At 38.8% G+C, this 23,489-nt stretch carries 17 protein-coding genes; 3 read left to right on the top strand and 14 right to left on the bottom strand.

Annotated features, from left to right (window positions below; translation table 11 throughout):
* Positions 1-13: 13 nt before the first annotated feature.
* The 7 genes from CLO1100_RS05355 to iorA form a co-directional block, all read right to left on the bottom strand.
* Positions 14-1,192: an ABC transporter permease gene (locus CLO1100_RS05355; RefSeq protein WP_014312730.1), complete on the bottom strand. Its 1,179-nt coding sequence runs from the start codon at positions 1,190-1,192 to the stop codon at positions 14-16.
* Positions 1,193-1,870, bottom strand: coding sequence for an ABC transporter ATP-binding protein (locus CLO1100_RS05350; protein ID WP_014312729.1), 678 nt, complete (start codon positions 1,868-1,870; stop codon positions 1,193-1,195). It abuts the gene before it with no gap.
* Between the two features lie 46 nt (positions 1,871-1,916).
* Entirely contained in the window at positions 1,917-3,854 is a 1,938-nt protein-coding gene (locus CLO1100_RS05345) for an HlyD family efflux transporter periplasmic adaptor subunit (RefSeq protein WP_014312728.1), read from the bottom strand.
* 183 nt (positions 3,855-4,037) lie between these two features.
* Positions 4,038-5,279 carry a phenylacetate--CoA ligase gene (locus CLO1100_RS05340; RefSeq protein WP_014312727.1) on the bottom strand — a complete coding sequence of 414 codons (1,242 nt, stop codon included), beginning with the start codon at positions 5,277-5,279 and terminating at the stop codon, positions 4,038-4,040.
* 77 nt (positions 5,280-5,356) lie between these two features.
* Positions 5,357-5,818: a methylglyoxal synthase gene (locus tag CLO1100_RS05335; RefSeq protein ID WP_014312726.1), complete on the bottom strand. Its 462-nt coding sequence runs from the start codon at positions 5,816-5,818 to the stop codon at positions 5,357-5,359.
* Positions 5,819-5,872: 54 nt separating this feature from the next.
* Positions 5,873-6,478 carry an indolepyruvate oxidoreductase subunit beta gene (locus tag CLO1100_RS05330; protein WP_014312725.1) on the bottom strand — a complete coding sequence of 202 codons (606 nt, stop codon included), beginning with the start codon at positions 6,476-6,478 and terminating at the stop codon, positions 5,873-5,875.
* A complete protein-coding gene (gene iorA / locus CLO1100_RS05325) occupies positions 6,471-8,264 on the bottom strand; it encodes an indolepyruvate ferredoxin oxidoreductase subunit alpha (RefSeq protein ID WP_014312724.1) in 1,794 nt (597 codons plus the stop codon). The genes CLO1100_RS05330 and iorA overlap by 8 nt, the downstream gene beginning before the upstream one ends.
* A 222-nt stretch (positions 8,265-8,486) precedes the next feature.
* Between iorA and CLO1100_RS05320 the strand changes: the two genes are divergently transcribed.
* The 3 genes from CLO1100_RS05320 to CLO1100_RS05310 all read left to right on the top strand — a co-directional run bounded on the left by CLO1100_RS05320 (position 8,487) and on the right by CLO1100_RS05310 (position 9,842).
* Positions 8,487-8,828 (top strand): P-II family nitrogen regulator, encoded by a 342-nt coding sequence (locus CLO1100_RS05320; protein WP_014312723.1) that lies wholly within the window; start codon positions 8,487-8,489, stop codon positions 8,826-8,828.
* Positions 8,829-8,921: 93 nt separating this feature from the next.
* Positions 8,922-9,494 carry a hypothetical protein gene (locus CLO1100_RS05315; protein WP_014312722.1) on the top strand — a complete coding sequence of 191 codons (573 nt, stop codon included), beginning with the start codon at positions 8,922-8,924 and terminating at the stop codon, positions 9,492-9,494.
* A gap of 132 nt (positions 9,495-9,626) precedes the next feature.
* Positions 9,627-9,842: a DUF1653 domain-containing protein gene (locus CLO1100_RS05310; RefSeq protein ID WP_014312721.1), complete on the top strand. Its 216-nt coding sequence runs from the start codon at positions 9,627-9,629 to the stop codon at positions 9,840-9,842.
* Between the two features lie 87 nt (positions 9,843-9,929).
* Here CLO1100_RS05310 and CLO1100_RS05305 read toward each other — a convergent pair whose 3' ends face one another.
* The 7 genes from CLO1100_RS05305 to CLO1100_RS05275 form a co-directional block, all read right to left on the bottom strand.
* On the bottom strand, positions 9,930-11,822 hold the full coding sequence (locus CLO1100_RS05305; RefSeq protein WP_014312720.1) for an ABC transporter ATP-binding protein: 1,893 nt from the start codon (positions 11,820-11,822) through the stop codon (positions 9,930-9,932).
* Positions 11,809-13,548 carry an ABC transporter ATP-binding protein gene (locus CLO1100_RS05300; protein ID WP_041700170.1) on the bottom strand — a complete coding sequence of 580 codons (1,740 nt, stop codon included), beginning with the start codon at positions 13,546-13,548 and terminating at the stop codon, positions 11,809-11,811. Before CLO1100_RS05300 ends, CLO1100_RS05305 begins: the two co-directional genes overlap by 14 nt.
* Before the next feature lie 29 nt (positions 13,549-13,577).
* Entirely contained in the window at positions 13,578-14,009 is a 432-nt protein-coding gene (locus CLO1100_RS05295) for a MarR family transcriptional regulator (RefSeq protein ID WP_014312718.1), read from the bottom strand.
* A 140-nt stretch (positions 14,010-14,149) separates the two neighbouring features.
* Entirely contained in the window at positions 14,150-15,136 is a 987-nt protein-coding gene (gene galE / locus CLO1100_RS05290; protein WP_014312717.1) for a UDP-glucose 4-epimerase GalE, read from the bottom strand.
* Positions 15,137-15,182: 46 nt separating this feature from the next.
* A complete protein-coding gene (locus CLO1100_RS05285) occupies positions 15,183-16,376 on the bottom strand; it encodes a galactokinase (RefSeq protein ID WP_014312716.1) in 1,194 nt (397 codons plus the stop codon).
* Between the two features lie 12 nt (positions 16,377-16,388).
* Positions 16,389-17,942 carry a UDP-glucose--hexose-1-phosphate uridylyltransferase gene (locus tag CLO1100_RS05280; RefSeq protein WP_014312715.1) on the bottom strand — a complete coding sequence of 518 codons (1,554 nt, stop codon included), beginning with the start codon at positions 17,940-17,942 and terminating at the stop codon, positions 16,389-16,391.
* A gap of 154 nt (positions 17,943-18,096) precedes the next feature.
* On the bottom strand, positions 18,097-23,484 hold the full coding sequence (locus CLO1100_RS05275; RefSeq protein ID WP_014312714.1) for a CBM35 domain-containing protein: 5,388 nt from the start codon (positions 23,482-23,484) through the stop codon (positions 18,097-18,099).
* Positions 23,485-23,489: the final 5 nt, after the last annotated feature.

The following is a 23,489-nucleotide window of genomic DNA, read 5'->3' as shown; positions in this document are numbered from 1 at the left end:
CTGTTAAGTTTTTCTATTCAAATCTAAGGGCTTCTATGGGGTTAAGTCTGGCAGCTTTGTATGCGGGAAACATTCCAAATATAACACCGACTCCCAGTGATATCCCAAAGGAAAGCATCATCCAGAAGGGTGAATATACCGGGGTGGTTATATTAAATCCTCCGATTATAAACCGTATACAGAATAACCCGATTAAAATCCCCAAGGCTCCGCCAATGCCTGTTATCATAACTGCCTCTATTAAAAACTGAATCATTATATTTTTACGCTTGGCCCCAATTGCTTTTCTAATACCTATCTCTCTGGTTCTTTCTGTAACCGAAACCAACATTATGTTCATGATTCCGATTCCACCTACTATAAGGGAAATAGCTGCTATGCCACCAAGAACAACCATAAGTGTATCTGTTATTGAATTCAGAGTGGACAGCATCTGTGCCTGATTAGTTACCGTAAATGCATCTGTACTGCCGTAAATTCCTGTTAAGTATACATTAAGCTTAGCCATGGTGGTTTCTACAGAATCAGCATCAGCAGCCTGTACCGTAAAGTTGGATATTCTGCTGTTTTTGCTTAATCTTTGTGCAACTGTAACCGGAATAATTACCTGGTCGTCGCTGGAAGAATCCTGTCCCCCGTCAATCTGCTGAAGTACACCTACTACTTTGAACACCTGCCCGTTTATTTTCAGTGTCTGACCTACAGGATTCTGTCCCTCAAACAGGTCACTGGCAACAGCTGTTCCTATTACTGCGGTTTTCAGCTTGTAATCATTGTCAAAAGATAAAATAAAACGTCCCGACTGTACGTGTCTGCTCCTTATATATTCATACTCTTCACTGGTTCCGATAACCGTTGAATTTCTGCTTTTTGTCCCTGCCTTAAGCGTCATACTGCCGTTTACAACCGGAGCTATCATACTGATATCCTTTGAATTTTGATCTGCAAAAGTTTTAAGCTCATCATAGGTTATATTTCTGTTGCTGTTTCTTCCTGTAATATTTATTGATATAAGGTTGCTGCCCAGTCCTTCAATTGAATCCGTTATGCTTTTAGTACTTCCCTGGGCAAATGCTACAGCGGTTATAACGGAGCCCACACCTATTATTACTCCCAGCATTGTAAGAAATGATCTGACCTTATTGCTGGCTATACTTTTCAAAGCCATTTTATAGGCTTGAAAAAAGCCCATCTACACCGCCTCCTTATCCTCGATAATCATGCCATCCTGAATTTTAATAATTCTTTGAGCCTGAGCAGCTACATTGTTATCATGGGTTATCAGTACAATTGTGTTTCCCTTTTTATGAAGTTCATGTAAGGTCTTCATAATTTCGGTACCTGATTTGGTATCAAGGTTTCCGGTAGGTTCGTCCGCCAGAATCAGGGGCGGATTACTGACAAGTGCACGTGCTATTGCAACCCTTTGCTGCTGACCTCCTGACAATTCATTTGGCGTATGGTAAACTCTATCTCCCAATCCCACCAGTTCTAATGCTTCTACGCTTCTTCTATGTCTTTCCTTGTGACCTATACCCTGATAGATTAATGGAAGTTCCACATTTTCAATAGCCGTAAGTTTTTTCAGAAGGTTGAAGCCCTGAAAAATAAAGCCTATTTTCTTATTTCTTATTTCAGCAAGCTGACTGTCGTTCAGCTTGCTGACCTCATGCCCGTCTAAAACATAATTTCCGGTTGTAGGCACATCCAGACAGCCCAGCATATTCATCAATGTAGACTTGCCTGACCCGGACGGGCCTACAATAGCAACAAATTCGTGTTTATAAATGTGCAGTGAGACATTATTGAGTGCATATATGGCGTTTTCTCCCATCTCATATATTTTACACATATTAGATATTTGTATCATTACTTTTTAGCCCTCCAACGCCTGCTGCTGCAGGCCGGTTTTTTGTCTAGTTTCCTCCCATCGGTTGTCTACTGCCGGAATTACCTCCTGAATTATTTACTCCGGGATTATTACCGGGTGCATTGCCGCCGGAATTATTTGTCCCTGAGTTACTGCTGCCTGAAGTTCTGTTTGTACTTCTGTTGCTGTTTCCGCCTCCGAAGTTTCCTCCCATTGCCCGGTTCATTCCACCCATACCTCCGAAACCTCCTAATCCAAAGCTTCCCTGAGTACTGGTATTTCCGTTTACAGTGTTTGTAACTAACGGAGGAAGCACGACTATTTCTCCTTCTTCAAGTCCGCTTTTTATTTCAACAAATTCATCATTATTCAATCCCACTTCTATTTGCTTCATGACAGTATCCTTGTAATACTCCTGATTCTGCATAAATCCTGCAGACATTCTGGCTCTTCCCGTGCCGCCCGTACCGTTTTTATCACTGCTACGGTCAAATTCTCCTGCACCGCTCCGATTACCCTCAGGGCCCTTGCTTTCAGAATCAGGCTGCCCTTCTTCACCGTTTGACATTACTCTCACAAAGGACCTGTCTCCCATTTTAGTTACCGCTTCAAGGGGAATCCTAAGTGCATTTTCCGACTTATTCAATATAATATTTGCATTAGCATTCATTCCTGCAAGAAGGTCCTTGGTTTCGTTTACTTTTATGGTTACATCGTAGGTGGCCACTCCATTTGATGAAGTACCTTCCATTGCCCTGCCTATGACTTCTCCATTAAGAGGTTGTTCTGTTGTTTCCGGCAGTGCGTCTACTGTAACGGTTGCCTTCTGACCAACTTTTATTTTTGATATATCAAGTTCATCAATTGGAATAATGAACTGCATTTGATTAAAGTCACGTATACTAATGAGAGTATCTCCGGATTTTACACTGTCTCCCGTTTTATATGCCAGAGCCGTAACGGTACCGTCTATTGACGAGATGATTTTATAGTCTTCCAGCTGCTTTTGTGCGGCATCCCGCTGATTTTGGAGATCCTGCATCTTGAGACTGTCAGTTTTGGAAGTCAATTGTAATTGGTCATTTTCAATTCTTACAAGTAAGTCACCTTTTTTTACAAACTGATTTTCCTTAACATTTACTGTCGACAGAGTACCTTGTGCCTGCGCTTTCACCGTTTCCCTGCTTGCATAGGAAAATCTGCTTTCTTCTTTTGAGCTTACCTCTGTACCGTTAGTGAGCTTGAAATCAACACTGCTGGCCATCGATTCATCTGTTAAAGTTCCCGGATTATTTACCGTAACTGTCACATCTCTTACCATTCCCCCTGTGGATGCTGTATGAGTGTTGTCACCGATTTCAGTAATTACACCGCTTATGGTATCTGTGAATTGCTGCAGATTAACCTTTACTGACTGTCCTATTTTTACATATGGAATATTTGCTGTACTTAACGGAACAGATAATTTAAGCTTTGAAGTATCTGTGATAGTAAAAAGACTCATTCCGTTGTTTACATTGTCTCCTTTTACTGCTGAAACACCGGTTACCTTACCGCTAAATGGTGCAGTAACGGTCATATTAGAATAGTTTTTTGATGTATTGCTTTCGCTTAACTGTTGCTGTTCAATAGAATTCTGAATTTTCTGAATCTGGAGTTTTGCGTCCGTATCATCCATTTCATAAAGCAGATCACCTTTTTTTACGGTATCCCCTACTTTTTTATATGACTTGATTATTTTGCCCTGAACATTTGACATTACATCTGATGTACTGGCAGACTCAATTGTTCCTGATCCCGAAAGACTTACCTCGATATTACCCCTGGTTACTTGGGTAGTCCTTTTTGCTGATGCTGTTGTACTCTTTGCTTCTCTTTGTCTTACTACAAGGAATATACCCACTGCTACAGCCAAAACAACCACCAGTGATATTACAAGTGTTATAATTTTTTTACGACTCCACTTTTTAGTACCTTTCCCCATTAAATCCACCTCTTCAAAATAAGTAAAATACATAATTCTTTTATTAAAATACTATTAAATTTTTATGTTTTCCCTGTGTTTGAATTGTGAACAAACTGTAAATGGTTCAAATTACTAGAAATAAATAAAAAAAGACAGTCTGCTTATTAAAGCAAACTGCCTCGTTTGTTTTTTATAAATTATTTAACTATGTCTGTAGTCAATAATTCTCTTACTCTTTTTTTCGCTTCTGGGAAGGCTGCCAATTCGACTTGCCTCGGCTATAATATGTATTCCGATTCTTTTTTTAAATAAGTCAACGATGTTGGATTCGATCTCCTCACGCTCGGTATCACCGTCGGAATTATATTCAACCTTGAGAGTCATAACATCCTTTCCGTTCAAATGGTCAATAATAATCTGGTACTCACTGCTTGCTCCGTCAACATCCTTTAGTATCTCGTCAATCTGACCGGGATAGATGTTCACTCCTTTTACCTTAACCATGTCGTCAGTTCGACCAATAATCCTGTCAATACGTGGATATTCCAGACCACACTTACATTTACCCGGAATAATTCTGGTCAAGTCTCTTGTTCTGTATCTCAACAGCGGTGCTCCCTCTTTTCGAAGGGTGGTTATTACCAACTCACCAACCTCTCCCACTGGGAGAACCTCCTCAGTTAAAGGGTCAATTATTTCAAAGTAAAGGTAATCATCGTAATAATGCATTCCGTCGTGGCAAGGACAGTCAATGGCTATACCCGGCCCATAAATCTCAGTAAGGCCGTAAATATCATAGATATCAATGTTAAGTTCATTTTTGATACGCTGTCTCATTTTTTCTCCCCAGCGTTCTGAACCAATAATACCTTTCCTTAAATGAATATCAGAGCCGATTCCCCTTTTTTCAACCTCTTCCGCCAGTACAAGTGCATACGATGATGTTCCTATAATAACTGTAGATTTTAAATCCACCATCATCTGGAGCTGTTTGTCAGTATTGCCGGGACCCATGGGAACAGCCATTGCGCCAAGTCTTTCAACACCTGCCTGAAAGCCTATGCCGGCTGTCCACAATCCATAGCCCGGGGTAATCTGAACCCTGTCAACGGGTGTAACTCCTGCTATACTGAAGCTTCTTGACATCATTTCTGCCCAATCAGAGACATCCTGAGCAGTGTAAGGTATAATTATTGGCTTACCTGTGGTTCCGGATGACGAGTGTATTCTGATAATCTGTTCATCGGGTACAGACTGTAAGCCAAGGGGATAAGCATCTCTAAGTTCTTCCTTTACAGTGAAAGGAAGATTTTTTATTTGTTCAAGGGATTTTATATCATCAATGTTTACACCGCTTTTTTGAAATTTATCCTTGTAAAATGGACTGTTTCGGCTAATGTTTACCAGTAGTTTCTTTAAAAGCTCAAACTGGTCTATTCTCATCTTAACTCATCTCTTCTCTTATTATTTTTCTTTATTATACAAATTTTTGCATTTATTGTCTATAAATTTTGATAAAATCAGAGACCTCCGAAATGCTCCTTCCTTAAGCGGCTGTAGTAATCCACTACATTCCTTTCATAGTCGTCTTCCATCAGGTTTGACGTCAGGAGAAAATCAGCAGTTGACTGATTCATTGCAACCGGAATATCATACAAAACGGCTATTCTGAGAAGCGCCTTTACATCAGGATCATGTGGCTGTGAAGTAAGTGGATCCCAGAAGAATATCATAAAGTCTACTTCACCATTGGCAATGCATGCACCTATCTGCTGGTCTCCTCCAAGAGGTCCGCTTTTAAACTTCTTAACAGGCAATCCTGTGTTTTCAGTAATCATTTTTGCTGTTGTTCCCGTGCCGCATAAAAAATGTCTGCAAAGTATGTCTGATTTGCTTTTTGCCCAGCTAATCAAGTCTTGTTTTCTGTTATCATGTGCTATTAATGCTATGTGCTTCTGCTTGCCAAGTTTATTTGTGCTCATAGTTTTATCCCCCTGTAATTGTACGATTAATTGTGTCATTTATGTTATGTGTTTTTAGGCTTTTTTTATTAACTCAACAGTTGCTTCATATCCCATTTCAAATGCCTTCTGGTTCAGCTCTCTGAATTTTTGGGGAACATTCTCAATGATAGCATCAAGGATTATTTCTCTTGTAAAGGGCATTTTCCCGACAGCTGTGGCAGCTCCCAATAAAACTACATTTACAGCCTTTACATTGCCTGCCTTTTCTGCTATAGAATACCCATCTATAAAATAGACTTTCTGTGAATTATCTTTTATATATTTGATTATTTCTTCATTATCATAGTGAGAGTTTCCAAGAGACGCTGATACTGGCTTTATTACCTGTGTATTCACAATACAACAGCCTTTTTTTGAAAGTCTCGGAATACTGCGGGCGGCTTCTGCAAGCTCAAATGCTATAATCATATCGGCCCCCCCCAATGGGATTACAGAGCCGGATTTTTCGCTGTCTATACGTACATGACTGACAACGCAGCCACCTCTTTGGGACATACCTATAGTTTCAGCAGTTCTTGCAAAACAGCCCTGGTTGATAGCTGCCGCAGCTATAAGCCTTGAAGCGAGCACTGTTCCCTGTCCTCCGACACCGGATATCAGTATATCAAATTTACTCATTTTCTTCACCTCCTATGGCATTAAACGGACATACATTTGTACATAGCCCGCAGCCGTAGCAAAGTGACGGTTCTATACTGACTTTGCCGTCAATAAATGATATGGCAGGACAACCAATGTCAGTAATACATTTTTTGCAATTTTTACAGTTCTCTTTAATGGTGTATTTTACTGGTGGCTTGAAAAGAGCGATACAAGGAGCTTCAAAGATTACTACTGAAGGGCCTTTGTATTCTACCGCTTTCTTAATTATTTCTACAGCACTGCTAAAATCAAGTGGATTTCCTTTAACAATGTGTCCGACACCGCAGGCCTTTACCATTCCGTAAATATCTATTTTTTCAGATATGTTGTTCATCATTGTTTTGCCTGTTCCGGGGTGTGGCTGATGACCTGTCATAGCGGTAGTACTGTTATCCAATATGACCACTGTAATATCGGTATTGTTATATACGGCATTTACAATGCCAGGTATTCCTGTATGGAAGAATGTGGAGTCTCCGATAAAAGCTATATGCTTTGCTTCCGGCTGGGCTCTTTTAATTCCTTGCGCTACCGTAATTCCGGCACCCATGCAAAGGCAGGTATCTACCATATCCAAAGGTTTTGCATTTCCAAGAGTATAACAGCCTATGTCTCCGGTGAATACTGCCTTTTGGCCTTTCATTGCCATTTTGACAGCATAGAAGGAAGCTCTGTGAGGACATCCTGCACAAAGTACGGGCTGTCGTACAGGAAGTTCAGGGGCTGCCGTATTTTCAATTTTTTCTGTTTGAATATTGAGATATTTTGCAAGTGCCTCGTAGACCAATTCAAAGGTGTACTCTCCTGCAAATGGCAGATGCCCGGTTTTTTTACCAAGTATTCTTGTTTTCTGCTGTTTTGAGGCACAAAGCATGGTTATTTCCTCCTCAACAACAGGGTCAAGCTCTTCGAATACAAGAACTTCGTCCAGCCCTTCAAGGAAGCATGATGCCGCCTCCTGAGGCAATGGGTAAGGAGTTCCCACTTTAAACAGCTTTACATTGGCATTTAATTTTTCCAGAGCCTCCACCACATATGAATACGCAACTCCTGACGCAGCAACACCAAGTTTTACATCTCTTCCTTCAACCTTGTTGAAACTGATGCCTGAAAAAATATCACTGAGCTTATGTTGAAGTAATTCAATATGAATATGCTTTTTGTAAGCAAGGCTCGGAAATATAACCCATCTGGGGTCTTTCACGAAGCCCTCAATCTTATGGTCGAGTCTATTTTCATCTACATCTATAGTTGCACAGGAATGACATATCCTTGTAGTAGGTCTCAAAAATACGGGCAGTTCCACCATTTCTGACAATTCAAAAGCATATTGTATCATTTCATATGCTTCTTCAGGTGATGATGGGTCAAGTACAGGAAGATTGGAGTATCTTGCAAAATGTCTTGTATCCTGCTCAGTCTGGGATGAAAAAGGCCCCGGGTCATCAGCAACCAGTACTACCATACCGCCTTTTACTCCAATATACGCCAGACTCATAAGAGGGTCAGATGCAACATTCAATCCTACCTGCTTCATAGTTACCATGGTTCTGGCACCGGAATATGCTGCACCTGCAGCTACTTCCATGGCAGATTTTTCATTTACAGACCATTCAACATATATATCACCGGGATTATTACGGGCTACTGTTTCAAGTACCTCTGTAGAAGGGGTTCCGGGGTACCCTGTTACGATATTTACCCCTGCTCTTATAGCACCAAGGGCTATGGCCTCGTTACCCATAAGTAGTTTCTTAGACATTTTACCTCCCCTGAGCCAAAACGGCTCAAAAACTAATATAATAGAAAAATTATATCATATTTAATACGGATTTCGCAAAAATTCGTCAAATATCCTCTTAAAATCATATATTCCTAATTAATTTAAATTTTCCTTTAAAAGTTAATATTTTTATTTATTGGGTACATACAGTAATATTAGTATTAATATATACCGATAATATTTTAAAGGGAGGGTTTTCTTATGAAGATGATAGTTGCAATTGTAAGGCCGGAAGCCTTTGAAGATGTAAAGCAGGCACTTTTTAATGCAAAGGTTGCAAAAATGACAGTAAGCCACGTAAAAGGCTGCGGGCAGCAGATGGGATACACCGAGAGCTACCGTGGTAATGTTACGGAAGTAAATCTTTTGAACAAAATCAGATTTGAAATATGTGTGAATGATGACTATGTAAAACCAACCGTGGATGCCATAATGGAAACTGCAAGAAGCGGAAACATCGGAGACGGTAAAATTTTTGTACTTCCAATTGAAGAGTGTTATCGTATCAGGACAGGAGAAGAAGGCCCTGAGGCTATCGGATAGGATAGTACCTGAGAAAGCAGAATTAGGGACAGTTGCCTGTTTTTACGCATCTGTCCCTTAATGCGTATTTTATTTTTATTGGAGAATGAACCCATGAGTAAGAAAAAAATAACTTTAATTATAATTCCTGTTGCTGTATTAATCCTACTAGCTGCCTTATTTATTTATAATTCAACTTTTACTATAGAATATAACGATAAGGTTATTAAGTATAAAATAGAAGCATTTATTAACAGAGGTACAACCCCTGAAACAAAAATAACTATAAAGAATGAAATTCGGATTGCGGATATTAAAATCATTTCTTTTGCTGCCTCTTCCTCCGAAGGAAATAGCTTCGGATATTGCACATTAGCAGAAAGCCCTTTTAAAGAAAAATTCAAAATAAAATCAGTGAGATATGGTACCGGGCTGATATATCTGCCTGTTTTTAGTACAAAAAGCGGTAAATATCTAATTGCTATAGGGAAAGAGTATAATAAAAAAGCTACATATGTCAAAGTCAAGCTAGATGATAATAGTTATACCTTTGATATTAAAAGTCCATATTTCATTTTGTATAAAAAAGTTCCCAATGATATTAGTACCTCAGAAGTAGCTGAATTTAAATTCTTTGATGAAAACCATGAGGAAATCTCCGATTTGGGATCATTGGAAAAGTTATAATTATAATTTGTTTTATCAAAACCATTAAAAGCAGCATTAGGTCACCTAATGCTGCTTTTATTTCCTATTCATAACATGTGAATAATCATTAGCATATAGAAAAGGCTTTTATAAAGTTACTGGAGGACAGTCATGAATAGAATAAAAATTGGAAAATACAAACACTTCAAAGGGAATGAATACAGAGTGCTATATATAGCCAGACATAGTGAAACGTTGGAGGAAATGGTTGTTTACCAGGCACTTTACGGAGATTTCGGAATATGGGTCAGACCTGCTGAAATGTGGAATGAAATAATTGAAAGGGATGGTTTGACTTTCAGAAGGTTTGAGTATATTGGAGAATAACACTATATATCAAAAAACACAAATCCATCAAGGTTATATATTAACGGAAAAACCCGACCTTGACAAATTTGTGTTTTTTATTTTAATTTATGACAGCTCAAAGGCTCCTGTATACAATTGATAGTACTTTCCTTTTTCCTTAATTAAATCGTTGTGACTTCCCCTTTCAATAATCTGACCTTGTTCCAATACCATAATTACATCAGAGTTTTTAACAGTTGAAAGCCTATGCGCAATTACAAATACTGTTCTTCCTCTCATGAGCCTGTCCATTCCCTCTTGAACAATGGCCTCCGTCCTTGTATCAATACTGGAAGTTGCTTCATCCAGAATTAAAACAGGCGGGTCTGCAATAGCCGCTCTTGCAATAGTCAGAAGTTGTCTTTGGCCTTGAGAAAGGTTGCCTCCGTCTCCAGTAATGATTGTTTCATAGCCATTAGGTAAATGCTTTATAAACTGATGAGCATTTGCAAGCTTTGCTGCAGCAATAACCTCTTCGTCCGTTGCATTTAATTTTCCATATCTTATGTTGTCTGAAACTGTTCCGGTAAATAGGTGAGCATCCTGTAGAACTATTCCCAATGAACTTCTCAAATCGTTCTTTTTAATTTTGTTGATATTAATACCGTCGTATCTTATTTTTCCGTCTTGAATGTCGTAGAATCTGTTGATTAAATTTGTAATAGTTGTTTTTCCGGCTCCGGTGGCACCTACAAAAGCTACCTTTTGTCCTGGCTTTGCATATAGACTTATGTTGTGCAGTATAATTTTATCTTCTCTATAACCAAAATCCACGTCATCAAAGACTACTTCACCCAAAAGCTTTGTATAGGTAACAGTACCATCACTATGCGGATGCCTCCAAGCCCATATTCCGGTACGTTCTACTGATTCTGACAGTTCTCCCTGCTCATTTTCATTTACATTAACCAAAGTCACATACCCCTGGTCTACCTCCGGCTTTTCATCAAGAAGCTTAAAGATTCGGTCAGCCCCGGCTAATGCCATTACAATAAAATTAAACTGCTGAGAAGCCTGTCCTGTAGTCTGACTAAAGCTTCTGGTTAATTGAAGAAAAGATGCCAATGCTCCGACTGTAAAACCACCGAAGCCGGAAATTGCCAGTATTGCACCTACAATAGAAATCAGTACATATGTTATGTTTCCGATATTTCCAAGTATAGGCATTAAAATATTGGCAAATTTATTAGCATTATTTGCACTATCACAAAGGCTGTCATTCAATTTATCAAAATTAAGTTTTGCTTCTTCTTCATGGCAAAATACCTTTACAACCTTTTGACCTTCCATCATTTCTTCAACATAGCCATTAAGTTTACCAATGTCCCTTTGCTGAAGTCCGAAATACATACCGCTCTTCCCACCGATTACCTTAATTACGTAAAACATAATAGCTATGGCTATAATTTGTACAATCGTAAGGGGTATGCTTAAAAAAATCATTGAGAAGAATACACTTACAATTGTGATAACTGAAGCCAACAGCTGTGGTATACTTTGGCTTATCATCTGCCTTAATGAATCAGTATCGTTTGTATATAAACTCATAAGCTCTCCATGAGAATGAGTATCAAAGTGACTTATAGGCAAGGTTTCCATATGGGCAAACATATCATCTCTTATCTTTTTTAAAGAGCCTTGAGATATTACAATCATAATTCGATTAAATACGTAATTAGTTAAAACCCCTACAAGATAAATTGAAGCGATGGTTAATATAGCTTTTAACAGCGGCCCGAAATCAGCAGCCCCGGCTTTATTTAACAGCGGGGTTATATAATCATCAATAAGATTTCTCAAAAATAATGTACCCGCAACATTAGAAAGTGAGCTGATAAATATACATATTACAACAATGACAAATAAAAATTTATATTCCTTTAATACATAAGATAGTAATCTTTTTAAAACTTTAATTGGATTTTCAATACCTCTTCCTTTTGGATTACCTTTCGCCATCAATATCAGCCCCCTTCACTTGAGATTCATAAACTTCAGTATATATGGCATTTGATTTTAACAGTTCCTCATGTGTTCCAATGCCATCTATCTTACCGTCATTGAGCACAATGATTTTATCTGCCTCCTGAACTGAAGATATACGCTGTGCAATTATAAGTTTCGTCGTATCAGGAATACTTTCTTTAAATGCTTTTCTTATAAGTGCATCGGTTTTAGTGTCCACAGCACTTGTGGAATCATCTAAAATCAAGATTTTAGGCTTTTTCAGCAAAGCTCTTGCAATACAGAGTCTTTGTTTTTGTCCCCCGGATACATTTGTTCCACCCTGTTCAATATATGTATCATATTTCTCAGGGAAGTTTTGTATAAATTCATCTGCATGAGCCTGCTTGCAGGCAGCAATTAATTCTTCATCAGTAGCTTGTTTATTTCCCCATCTTAAATTTTCTTTTATTGTCCCGGAAAATAACACGTTTTTCTGAAGCACCATAGAGACTTCATTTCTAAGAGTTTCTATATCATACTCTCTTACATCAATACCACCGACTTTTATTGAGCCTTGTGTTACGTCATATAATCTTGGAATAAGCTGAACAAGAGTTGATTTACCGCTACCTGTCCCTCCTATTATCCCAACAGTTTCTCCTGACTTTATTTCTATATTGATGTTTTCAAGTATTAGGTTGTCCATCTTCTTACTGTAACTGAAATCAACATCACTAAAACTTATAGAACCGTCCCTTACTTCATAGATTGGTTTATCACAGTTGGATAAATCGCTCTTTTCATCAAGTACTTCAACAATTCTATCCGCAGAAGACTTTGCTATAATTGTCATTAGAAGCACCATAGATAACATCATAAGACTCATCAAAATGTTGGTCGTATATGTGAAGAAGCTCATAAGCTCTCCTGTAGACATAGAACCTGCCACAATCAACTTTGCTCCAAGCCATGACAAAAGTAATATGCTTGCATTCATTGTAAACTGCATTATAGGAGAATTAAATATAATAATCTTCTCAGCTTTTATAAAGTTATCGTATATGCTTTTTGAGGCTTTATAAAATTTATTTGTTTCATACCCTTCTCTTACATATGCCTTTACGGCACGAATTCCGGTGAGGTTTTCCTGTACGCTGGCATTTAAATCATCATACTTTCTAAACACATTTTTAAAATGAGGATGTGCACTGGTCATAACAAAATATAATGCCAATCCGAGAAAAATTATGGCTCCAACAAATATTAAAGCAAGTCTTGCATTTAGGTAAAAGCTCATTACCAGAGCTGAAATCAGCATTAGCGGAGGCCTTGCAAACATTCTTAACGCCATTTGATAAGCATTTTGTACATTTGTGACATCTGTAGTCAATCTGGTTACCAACCCGGCTGTTGAAAATTTATCTATACTTGAAAAAGAATAGCTTTGTATTTTATCATACATTCCCTTTCTCAGGTTTCTTGCAAAACCTGAGGATGCCCTTGCAGCATATTTACCTGCTAAAACACCAAAGGTTAAAGAAAAAATAGATACTACTACCATTACTGCCCCAATAGTAAGTACATATTTCATATTTCCTTTTTCTACCCCATTATCAATAATCCATCCCATTAATAATGGAATAGCTATTTCCATAGCCACTTCCAGTGCTATATATACTGGTGTGACGATAGAATCTCTTTTAAATTCCTTTACATAACTTAATAGTTTTTTAATCATGTTTCTCATCCCTTTTTTATTAACTGGCATTAATCCGCTATTTTATCAGATAATCTATTGATTAAACTGACCAATATTTCCTTTTCTTCACTATTCAATTCTACTTCTAATGACTTTTCAAATTGGAGTATGGAGTCATATATTTTATTTTGAATTTCTATTCCATTTTCAGTAAGTATTATCTTTTTAAGCCTTGCATCCTCAGAAACACTTATTCTCTTAATGTATCCTTTTTTCTCCATCAATTGAAGCACACTGGTTACAGAGGAACGTCTTATATCGAACTCCTCTTCTATATCCTTTTGAAATATATCCCTTACAGCAGACTCATTATAAACAAAACCAAGAATTCTACTTTGAATACTTGTTAATCCATACTGTCTGACTTCCTGTCCTATTCTCCTATGAATTCTTTTATAAAAAATACTGACTAATTTACCGATATGCACATCATTGTTCATATCAATCCTCCCTCTAGTATATAATTGTTAGGTTTCTAACTAATTGTAAATTACGTTATTATGTTTGTCAATATTGTAATCTATACAATAAAAAAAGCACTAATCTATATAAGATAAGTGCTTTAGCTCTCCATATAATTTTATCCGTTATACCCGTTTGGATGTGTAGAATGCCAATTCCATGCTGTTTCAACGATTTTATTCAAATCATTATATTTTGGTTTCCAACCTAAGACATTTATTGCTTTTTCTGCTGAAGCAACCAGTATGTCAGGGTCTCCCGGTCTTCTTGGTGCATCGGTAGCTTTTATAGTCTTTTCTGTTACTGCTCTGGCTACCTCTACTACCTCTCTGTTTGAGAAGCCAGTTCCGTTTCCAAGATTGAAGGTGTTACTTTCTGCACCTTTTCTCAGATTTTTTAGTGCAAGCACATGTGCCTGAGCAAGGTCTGAAACATGAATATAGTCTCTTACGCAGGTTCCGTCTTTTGTATTGTAATCATTTCCGAATAGCTTTATTTCATCTCTCTTACCCTGTGCAACCTGCAGTATTATAGGTATAAGGTGTGATTCAGGTGAATGAGCCTCTCCGATTTTCCCACTGACATGTGCACCGCAGGCATTGAAATATCTGAGCACTGCATACTTTATTCCATAAGCACCATCTGCCCATTTTAATATCTTTTCAACAGTTAACTTTGTTTCTCCGTATGGATTGATTGGAGCTGTCTTGTCGCTCTCTTTTATTGGGATTCCCTCAGGTATGCCGTAAGTAGCTGCTGTTGATGAAAAAACTATCTTGTTTACTCCGGCTTCCTGTATTGCGGTTAAAAGGTTTAATGATGCAATAACATTATTATTGTAATACTTTAGAGGATTTATGACACTTTCTCCTACCTCAATATATGCTGCAAAGTGTATTACAGCTTCTATATCATTTTCATTTAATACTTTTCTTATATCATCAATATTTCTTAAGTCAGCCTGAATAAATTTACCGCCTAATACAGCCTCCCTATGCCCTTTTTCTAAATTGTCAAGAACAATGACCTCCTCTTTTGCATCCAAAAGCTCTGCAACTGTATGGCTTCCTATATAACCTGCTCCACCTGTCACTAAAACTGCCATCCTTGTACCTCCAAGTCTCTATTTTTATAAAATGGTAAAATACATATTAAATTTTGATTTCTCTTGCTCCGTCACTGATTTCACTTACATAAAACTCTGGAGTTATCCCGGTTTGCTCTTTATAATTATCGCCTACTTGCTGAATAAATAAATCAGCCTTATCCTCCGGAACTATATTTATAGTACATCCCCCAAAACCGGCCCCGGTCATTCTTGCACCTATAACTCCTTCAACCTTCATAGCTTCAGCAGTCATTGTGTCCAGTTCTTTTCCCGTAACTTCATATAAATCCCTGATTGAAGCATTTGCCTCTACCAAAAGTCTTCCCAGCTCTGTTAAGTCATTTTTCTTTAATGCCTCTGCAGCCCTTATAACTCTGTCATTTTCCCATATAACATGAGTAACTCTTTTTCTGATTACTTCATTCTCAATCATTGACTTGTATTGCTCAAATTCAGAAATAGTAATGTTACATAGATTCTTTTTGTTTGGCAAATACTGTTGTAGTATTTTTAAGCCTTCTGCACATTCTCTGACTCTTTCATTGTATTTTGATTCACCAAGTGCTCGTTTTTTCTTTGTATTCCCAAGAACTATTTTGTAACCCTCCAGCCTTAACGGTAAATATTGATATTTCAATGTTCCGCAATCCAACAAAATAGCATGTTCCTTTTTTCCCATTGCAGATGCAAACTGATCCATTATTCCACAGCTTACCCCGCAGAATTCATTTTCAACTTTTTGTCCCAATACAGCCATTTCTACCATATCTATTGGTTTTGTTACTCCAAATGCTTCATTGGACAAGGTAACTAATGTAACAGCCGTAGCCAACTCTATCGCAGCGGAAGATGAAAGTCCTGAACCAAGCGGAACAGTGTCGTGAAAAAGCATATCTACCCCAACCAACTTGTAGCCTGAATTTTGAAGCACATATGCTACTCCTGCCTGATAATTTCCCCATTTCAGACTCTTTGCACTTTCCAGCTCATCCAGTTTCACCTCTACCCTGTCCGGTAGATCTGTTGCTGCAAGTCTCAGCATATTATTATTATTTACTCTTGCAACTACGGTAGAATCAAGGCTCAAAGCTGCCGGGAAAACAAATCCACCGCAATAGTCAATGTGTTCTCCGATGAGATTAACTCTTCCGGGCCCTGAAAATATCCTTAAATCCTTTTCACTCCCCCCGTATATCTGACAAAACTTTTTCTTTAGATCGTCATAATTTTTCTGCATTATAAAACTCCTTCAATTTATATTTGTACAGCCAATTGATTTCATAAATTTATAAAATGCCTTTAACCCTTCATCTGTTTGCTTAAACACACCTGTATGCTCCAGACAAGTTTCAAACTTCCTTCCAATTTCGAACCTGATGTGTTCATCAGCACATTTATCGGTTAATGTATTCCCATATTTTGAAACAAGTTCTTCTATCCAGGCTTTATGCTTATACAGTACATGCTCCTTATCAAAACTATCTACATTATATGATTTGCCACAAAGTATTTGTTTTATCTGTTCAATCTCCGCTTTAAGTCTCCCAGGCAATATAGCCAACCCCATAACCTCAATCAAACCAATATTCTCTTTTTTTATGTGATGAATTTCTTTATGAGGATGAAATATTCCATCTGGATATTCATCAGTTGTCCTGTTATTTCTAAGGACTAAATCCATCTCATATTTTCCCTCTTCATTTATTCTGCAAATAGGAGTTATGGTATTGTGAGGGATTTTATCATTCCCTGAATAAGAATGTGCAAGAATTTCAACACTTTCATCGCTATAATCCCTCCACCTGTTTAAAACATAATCAGAGAAATCGGTTAACTGTGAAATATCTTCACTGGTGGCACGAATAACTGACAGAGGCCACTTGACTACAGCTATATTAATTTTTTCGAATTCATTGCATGTGTATTTATGAATAATAGATGCTTTCTGCATTGGAAATATATAGTTTCCACCCTGAAAGTGATTGTGGCTGAGTATTGAGCCTCCTACTATTGGCAGATCAGCATTTGACCCACATATGTAATGAGGGAATTGCCTTACAAAATCCAGAAGCCAGCTAAATGTCTTTTTGGAGACAACCATTGGCACATGATTTTCACTCAATATAATGCAATGCTCATTATAATAGACATATGGAGAATACTGAAAATACCATTGTTCTCCGCATAATGTTACAGGAATTATTCTATGTGTCTGTCTTGCAGGAAAATTAATTCTGCCTGAATATCCTATATTATCAATACAAAGCATACATTTAGGGTAATTGCTCTGAGGCTGTAGTTTCTCCATTGCTATTGTTTTTGGGTCTTTTTCCGGCTTAGTTAGATTTATTGTTATTTCCATGCTTCCGTATTTCGTATCGGTTATCCATTTTATATTTTGAGCTATTTGAGAAGTCCTTATATAATTTGATGCTAAACAAAGCCCATAGAAGTAATCCGTTGCAGCCTTTATGGATTGTGTTTGTACCAATTCATAAAATTTATTAATAATCTCAGACTGTCTTGGCATTATCAGTCCCATTATTTTAGTATCAAACAGTTCAGAATAAGCATATATATCTTTATTAAACAAGCCTTTATCCCCTGCATATTCTACAAGTGAACTCAATATCTCAGTCGGATACTCTAATTCCTCATCAACTACATTACCACTGTACGGCTCTTCTATTTTAAGCAAATTCAAAAGCTGATTTCGTGCAATTATGATATCAAGTTTATCTATCATACCGTGTTTTATCCCAAATTGAAGTATTCTTTCAATCTCATATGCAGGATTAATCATTGTATTCCACCCTTTATAATTGTTTATTTTCATATGATAAAATGCGAACAAATTCAAATCAAGGTAAAAAAAATCCTCCAGTTGAATTTAAGCTCCAATTGGAGGATTAGTTTTACCTGACTATTTTTTGATTTAATTTATGTATACTTTACAATTACTTTGAAAGCATGTTGTACAGAACCTGAGCCATTTCCGCCCTTGTGGTAGTCCTTGCTGGAGTTAGCAGTCCGGCATTTCCTCCGATTATTCCGGTTTCCACCAGCAATGTCATGGCATTCTTTGCCCATGGAGCAATCTCTTCTTCATCGGCAAAACTTGAAAGTGTTTTGCCGGAATTGCCCTGGGGCAGATTGTCGATGGTCTTTAAAGCATTGTACAACATAGTGAACATTTCCTGACGAGTGATCTCTTTTTCAGGTGCAAACATATTCTTTCCAATACCCTCTGATATTCCCAGTCTCTTTGCTGCAGCCAGATAACCGGTATAGTATGAATTGCCGGCATCTGTGAAGTTGTCTGACTGATCTGCATCCGGAGCAATTCCATAAGCCTTCATCAGCATTACGATAAATTGTCCACGGATCAGGTTTGCATTTGGGCTGAAATTGCCGTTGCCTGTACCTGCAGCGATACTTCTTGCTGCTATAAAGTCAACAGCCTTATTATACCATACATTTTCTGCTACATCATTGAAGTTAACTGCATTGTAGCCTACTGCGTAGTAACTGAAATGATTTGTAGCAAATGTCACTGTACCGTTGGCCTTGTTATAATGTCCGTTAGGTACAGCTGTTACTTTACCATTATCGTCGATGTACCAGACGATAATGCTTTCCGGGTTTACAAGTTCTGAAGCTGTAGGAGTATATGGTAAAGTTACCATAACCGATACACTTGGGTTATTCCATTCCAATTTCTTCCCGTCTATGGACATGGAAAGCTGGATCAGCGGTCTGTCACCTATAGCTGTTTTTGCAGCCTCGGTCAGTGTGGTTTTATCACCCTGTCCGATTGTGATTTCTGCTTTTGTTCCAGCTGCCTCTGCAATACCGGTCAGCATGTTGGACGGAACGGTAATGCTGCCATTTTCAGTATTAACTTTCAAAGCACCTTGCCAATCTTTCGTTGACAGATAGGATACAGGGATTCCTGTAGTGTAAGTATCAACGTCAGGGATGGATGGTACTGTGATAACAGAGGTTCCACCGTTAGATATCAGGTTGCTCTTTGAAGCTGTGTCCAAAACTGCAGTACCGGTTTTTGTATTAACAGTTATTGGTAGTGTACTGCTACCTGATCCATCTGATACCTTAATATCTGCTGTATAGTCTTTCGTAGCAGGTGTGGAAGGAGTGCTGCTTCCTCCGTTACCTGCGGAGCTGTCATTGTATTTCCATGCAGCGGTCACCGTGACATTCTTTGAAGGCATTGTAAATGTAGTGGTAGGGCTGTTTATGTTTGCAAAGCTCACGCCGTCGGAGGAGCTCCAGCCTGCGAAGGTATAATTGCTACGGCTGCCGGCATTTATTGTAACAGTTGAGCCTTCAGTAAAGCTGCCTGCGCCTGATTCGTTAGCATAGCTGTCATTTACAACCAGTGTATAATTTACTACAGCGTTCTTCTCAAATATTGCTTTTACAGATACAGCCTCGTCTGGCATTGTAAAGGTGTCCCCGGTAAGAGCTAGGTCTACCGGATAGTTTACCTGCCATTCCTTAAAGTGATAACCTTCATTTGCAACCGCTGTCAGTGTAATTTCGGCACCCGCTGCCGCAGATGTAACATTTGCACTTGCAGTACCATTTACATCATTTAGTACTGTAATTGGTCTATTGATTGGTGTCGGATCTGAGCTGTCAATAACGTTAACAGCAAACGTTGCCGGGTTTCCTTTATCAAAGTGGATACCAAACTCTGCCACATTGCCGTTTACAAGTCCAAGTGAAGCCAGATAGCTGCTTCTTACCGTCAATGTGCTTCCATTAACTTCATAGGCGTCCGGTGCAACTGGATTCTCTCCGTATACCAACCCCGTTACCGTACTTGCATCATTCAATGTGATGGATGTGCTTACATCAGCCGGAGCACTGAGATCATAGTTCACACTCACCGGACTGATCTTAGCATCATTTATTAACTGTCCAGGATTTACAGTGATGGTATAGTCATGTGTAAAATTATTTCGGTCAGCCGTACCATCAATAACTGTTGCTGTCACTACAACTGTTCCTGCAGCGGCTGTAGTCAGAATATTCCCATTTACGACTGCTCCCGTGTCGCCTGCATCCTTTATGCTCCATTCGATATTAGGGTTTGTCGCATTATAGGGTAGCACATCACCAAGAAGCATCAGATCTGTTCCTGCAGTCGCTGTTGTCGGTACACCAGTAATTTGTGTTACAGGCACAAACAGTTCGTCTGCGGAAGCAACATCTATTTTCCACAGCTGGTTGTCTTTACCTACATAAGAGTACAGATGCACTTTTTTACCGTTATTTGTGGATTCTTCACTTACATCAAGTACCTGTCCGTTGCTTTTATTACTAATTTTATAGTACCCGCCTACCTTTTCCAGACTCCATTGCTGGCTGTCTGTGGCATTAGGAGTAGCTTGACAAATATCTAGATCAGGTGATCCCGGGACAATATCAAGTACAAGTCCGCTGTGAGCAGATTTTATTGTGTAGTATCCGTTGCCAAGGTCTATAATTTCCCATCTCTGATTATTTCCACCGACGTAAGTCCATTGGTCAACCAATGCTCCCGGATCAGATGAATAACCGGATACATCCAATGCTTTCCCGCTGTGCTTTGCCTTAATTGTATATACTGTTCCTGATACTATTCCTCTGCTTTTTAAATCAGTACTTCCGCCGCTGTATTTATCAATTGTGAGACTGTCAATATTAAATTTTCCTGTATCATCAGCATCACGTCTATATTCTATTACATTTTTCCCTGCCTTAAGATTTACTGCCTCTGTTGCCTCAGCCCAGGAATCCCAGTTTGCTGTGGGAGGTAATGAAACTTGCTTTATTTTGCTTCCGTTAACATACAGACTCATGGTTATATTTGACGGCTGCGCCCCCGAATATCTTAAAGTTGCAGTGTAGGATGCCGTATTTGGTACACTTACATTAAACTGAATTCCTTCATATTGAGTATCAGATACATATGCAGACTCAAAGCCTCCTGCAAAACCTGTTCCTTCATACCACAAGTGATCGTCAGAAGAATGTGCGCCTCCAACCATGGTTGCATTTTCAGCTTGATACTTCCATGGAGTTCGCTTATCAATATGGATACTATCAATATTTACATCGCCTGAATCACCGGACTCACGTTTAAATGAAATAGTGTTATTCCCTTTATTTAAGCTTAACGTTTCCAGATGTTCACTCCAGGTATCCCAGCCTCCGGTGCTTGGCAGGGTTATCTGCTTAACTTTGGAGCCATTTAAATAAAGGCTTATGGTTCTGCCATCAGCAAAACCGAGTGCATATTTCAGCTTCACATCATAGGTTGCTGAAGTTTCAGCATTTACAGCAAAGTCCACTGAACCATCACTCCAAAGTCCGCCTACAAAGCCTGTTCCGGTATAGCCGGTATGGTCAGAACCTGTTTGTGCATTTCCGGTAAGAGTTGCATTTTCTGCCTCATAATGCCTTGTAGTTGCTTCGGTAACTGATATGTAGTCAAGATTTACATTACCACCATCGCCGTTATCATATTTATATGTTATGGTATTGCTTCCTGCTTTAAGTTCAACATTGTCATAGCGCTCAGACCATTTGTTCCAGTCTCCGAAACTAAATAAATCTATTTGCTTAACTTTCACGCCATTTACATACATGCTCAATGTCTTGTCTATATTAGAAAATCCATTGCAGTAACGCAGATTAACGGAATAGTTTCCATTGTAAGGAGCATCTACCGTAAATTCAGCCGCAGTTCCCTCAGTATACAAACCTCCCACAAATCCGGTTCCGCTATAGCCAGTATGGTCGGTACCTACTGTGGCACCACCGGATAATGCAGCATCTTCTGCTTCATACATTACACTTCTTTTAATAATCATTGCATCCAGCACTAATCCGTTTGCTGCACTTGAAGACAGTCGGATTTTATTGCGTCCTGAATTAAGCTGAACATTGTGTACTCTTAAGAGATCATAGTTTGTGCTATTGGTTCCATTTGGCTCAAAAGAAAGTTCCCTGCTGCCACTCTGGTTTACATCCAGACTCATTGGAATGTTACTGCCTGTACTGTTATTATATCTAAAATTCAAGGAGTAGCTGCCGGGTGTATTGGCATCTACTGTAAATTCCACATACCCATTGCTGCTGTTATCATATTTCATAACTCCACTGCCCGAAGCCTTTGAACTGTCACTCATAATTGTTCTTGTCACTCCTGTGAATGCAGCATCCTCAGCTTCGTAAGTTTCGCTTTTTTCCTCACCTGACGGTCTGTCAAGCACAGTTCCTGGATTTGATGGGATACCGAGATTTATGGAACCATCATCATTCCAATTGATACGCTGAGCTCTTACCCATCTGTTTGAACCTGTTTGTCCACCAACCGGTCCGCCATGATAAATAAGCCAATCCTCAGTTCCGTCTTCTGATTTTACAAACAAAGGTGAGCCAGGTCCAAAAGTACTGTTTTCAGGTGATTTCGACATTGCCGGCTCAGGGTTCTTTGTCCAATTTCTTTCTTGTAACAAGTCACTTGATGAATCTGCTGTTGAGACTCCTACAGCATAGTTGTCATTCATAAAGCTGCTTACGGAATATGCAAAGTATACTTTTCCGTTTCTTTCAACTACCGCTGCACCTTCATTTATGCTGTCACCGTGCTTTTCCCAAGCATATACCGGACGAGCTAAAGTACCTTCTGTCCCTGTTAAAGTCCATGGATCCGACATTTGCACAATTGTCGGACACTCATCAAATTTTTCCTTTGTAGGATCATTTGGGTCAGGGTAATAGAAGTATTTTGTATAAGTGAAATACGTCTTTCCACCCATAGTTACAACGCCGCAGGCTAAACCATAGCCTTGAGTATTCAGCAGTCCCTGCTTGCTAGTAACCTGTCCGTCTTCGTCTGCATTAGAGGACATACCCTTGAGCTCCCAGGTTCCTTCAAATGGATCAGGAGATGTGTTTTCCAGTACATAGGAACTTGGATGTCCATAACCAAAACTTGTCTCCGGGCCTGATGTAAAATAGATATACCATTTCCCATCCAGTCTATAGATGTACGGTCCCCATACATACCCGAAATCAGCGGGTTTGTCCCAAACCAGTCTGCTTTTTGCAGTCCCTACTCCGAGAATTGTATCTGCTTTCTTTAAGTAGATATCATTGTCAACAGCAAAACATGAGTAATAAAATCCATCTGCTGCCCTTGCAATTGTCGGATCAGCGCCGCGCATAAGGGGATTTTGGTAATCTGGTGTTACATCTGCATAAGAAATGCTTGTCAGCAATATTGAAAGTACTATCGCCAACGATACCATAATTAAACTTTTTTTCCTCATAACAG

This window comes from Clostridium sp. BNL1100 (genome assembly GCF_000244875.1).
In the GTDB taxonomy this organism is placed as follows: domain Bacteria; phylum Bacillota; class Clostridia; order Acetivibrionales; family DSM-1351; genus Ruminiclostridium.
This window is presented reverse-complemented; position numbering and strand designations above follow the sequence as displayed.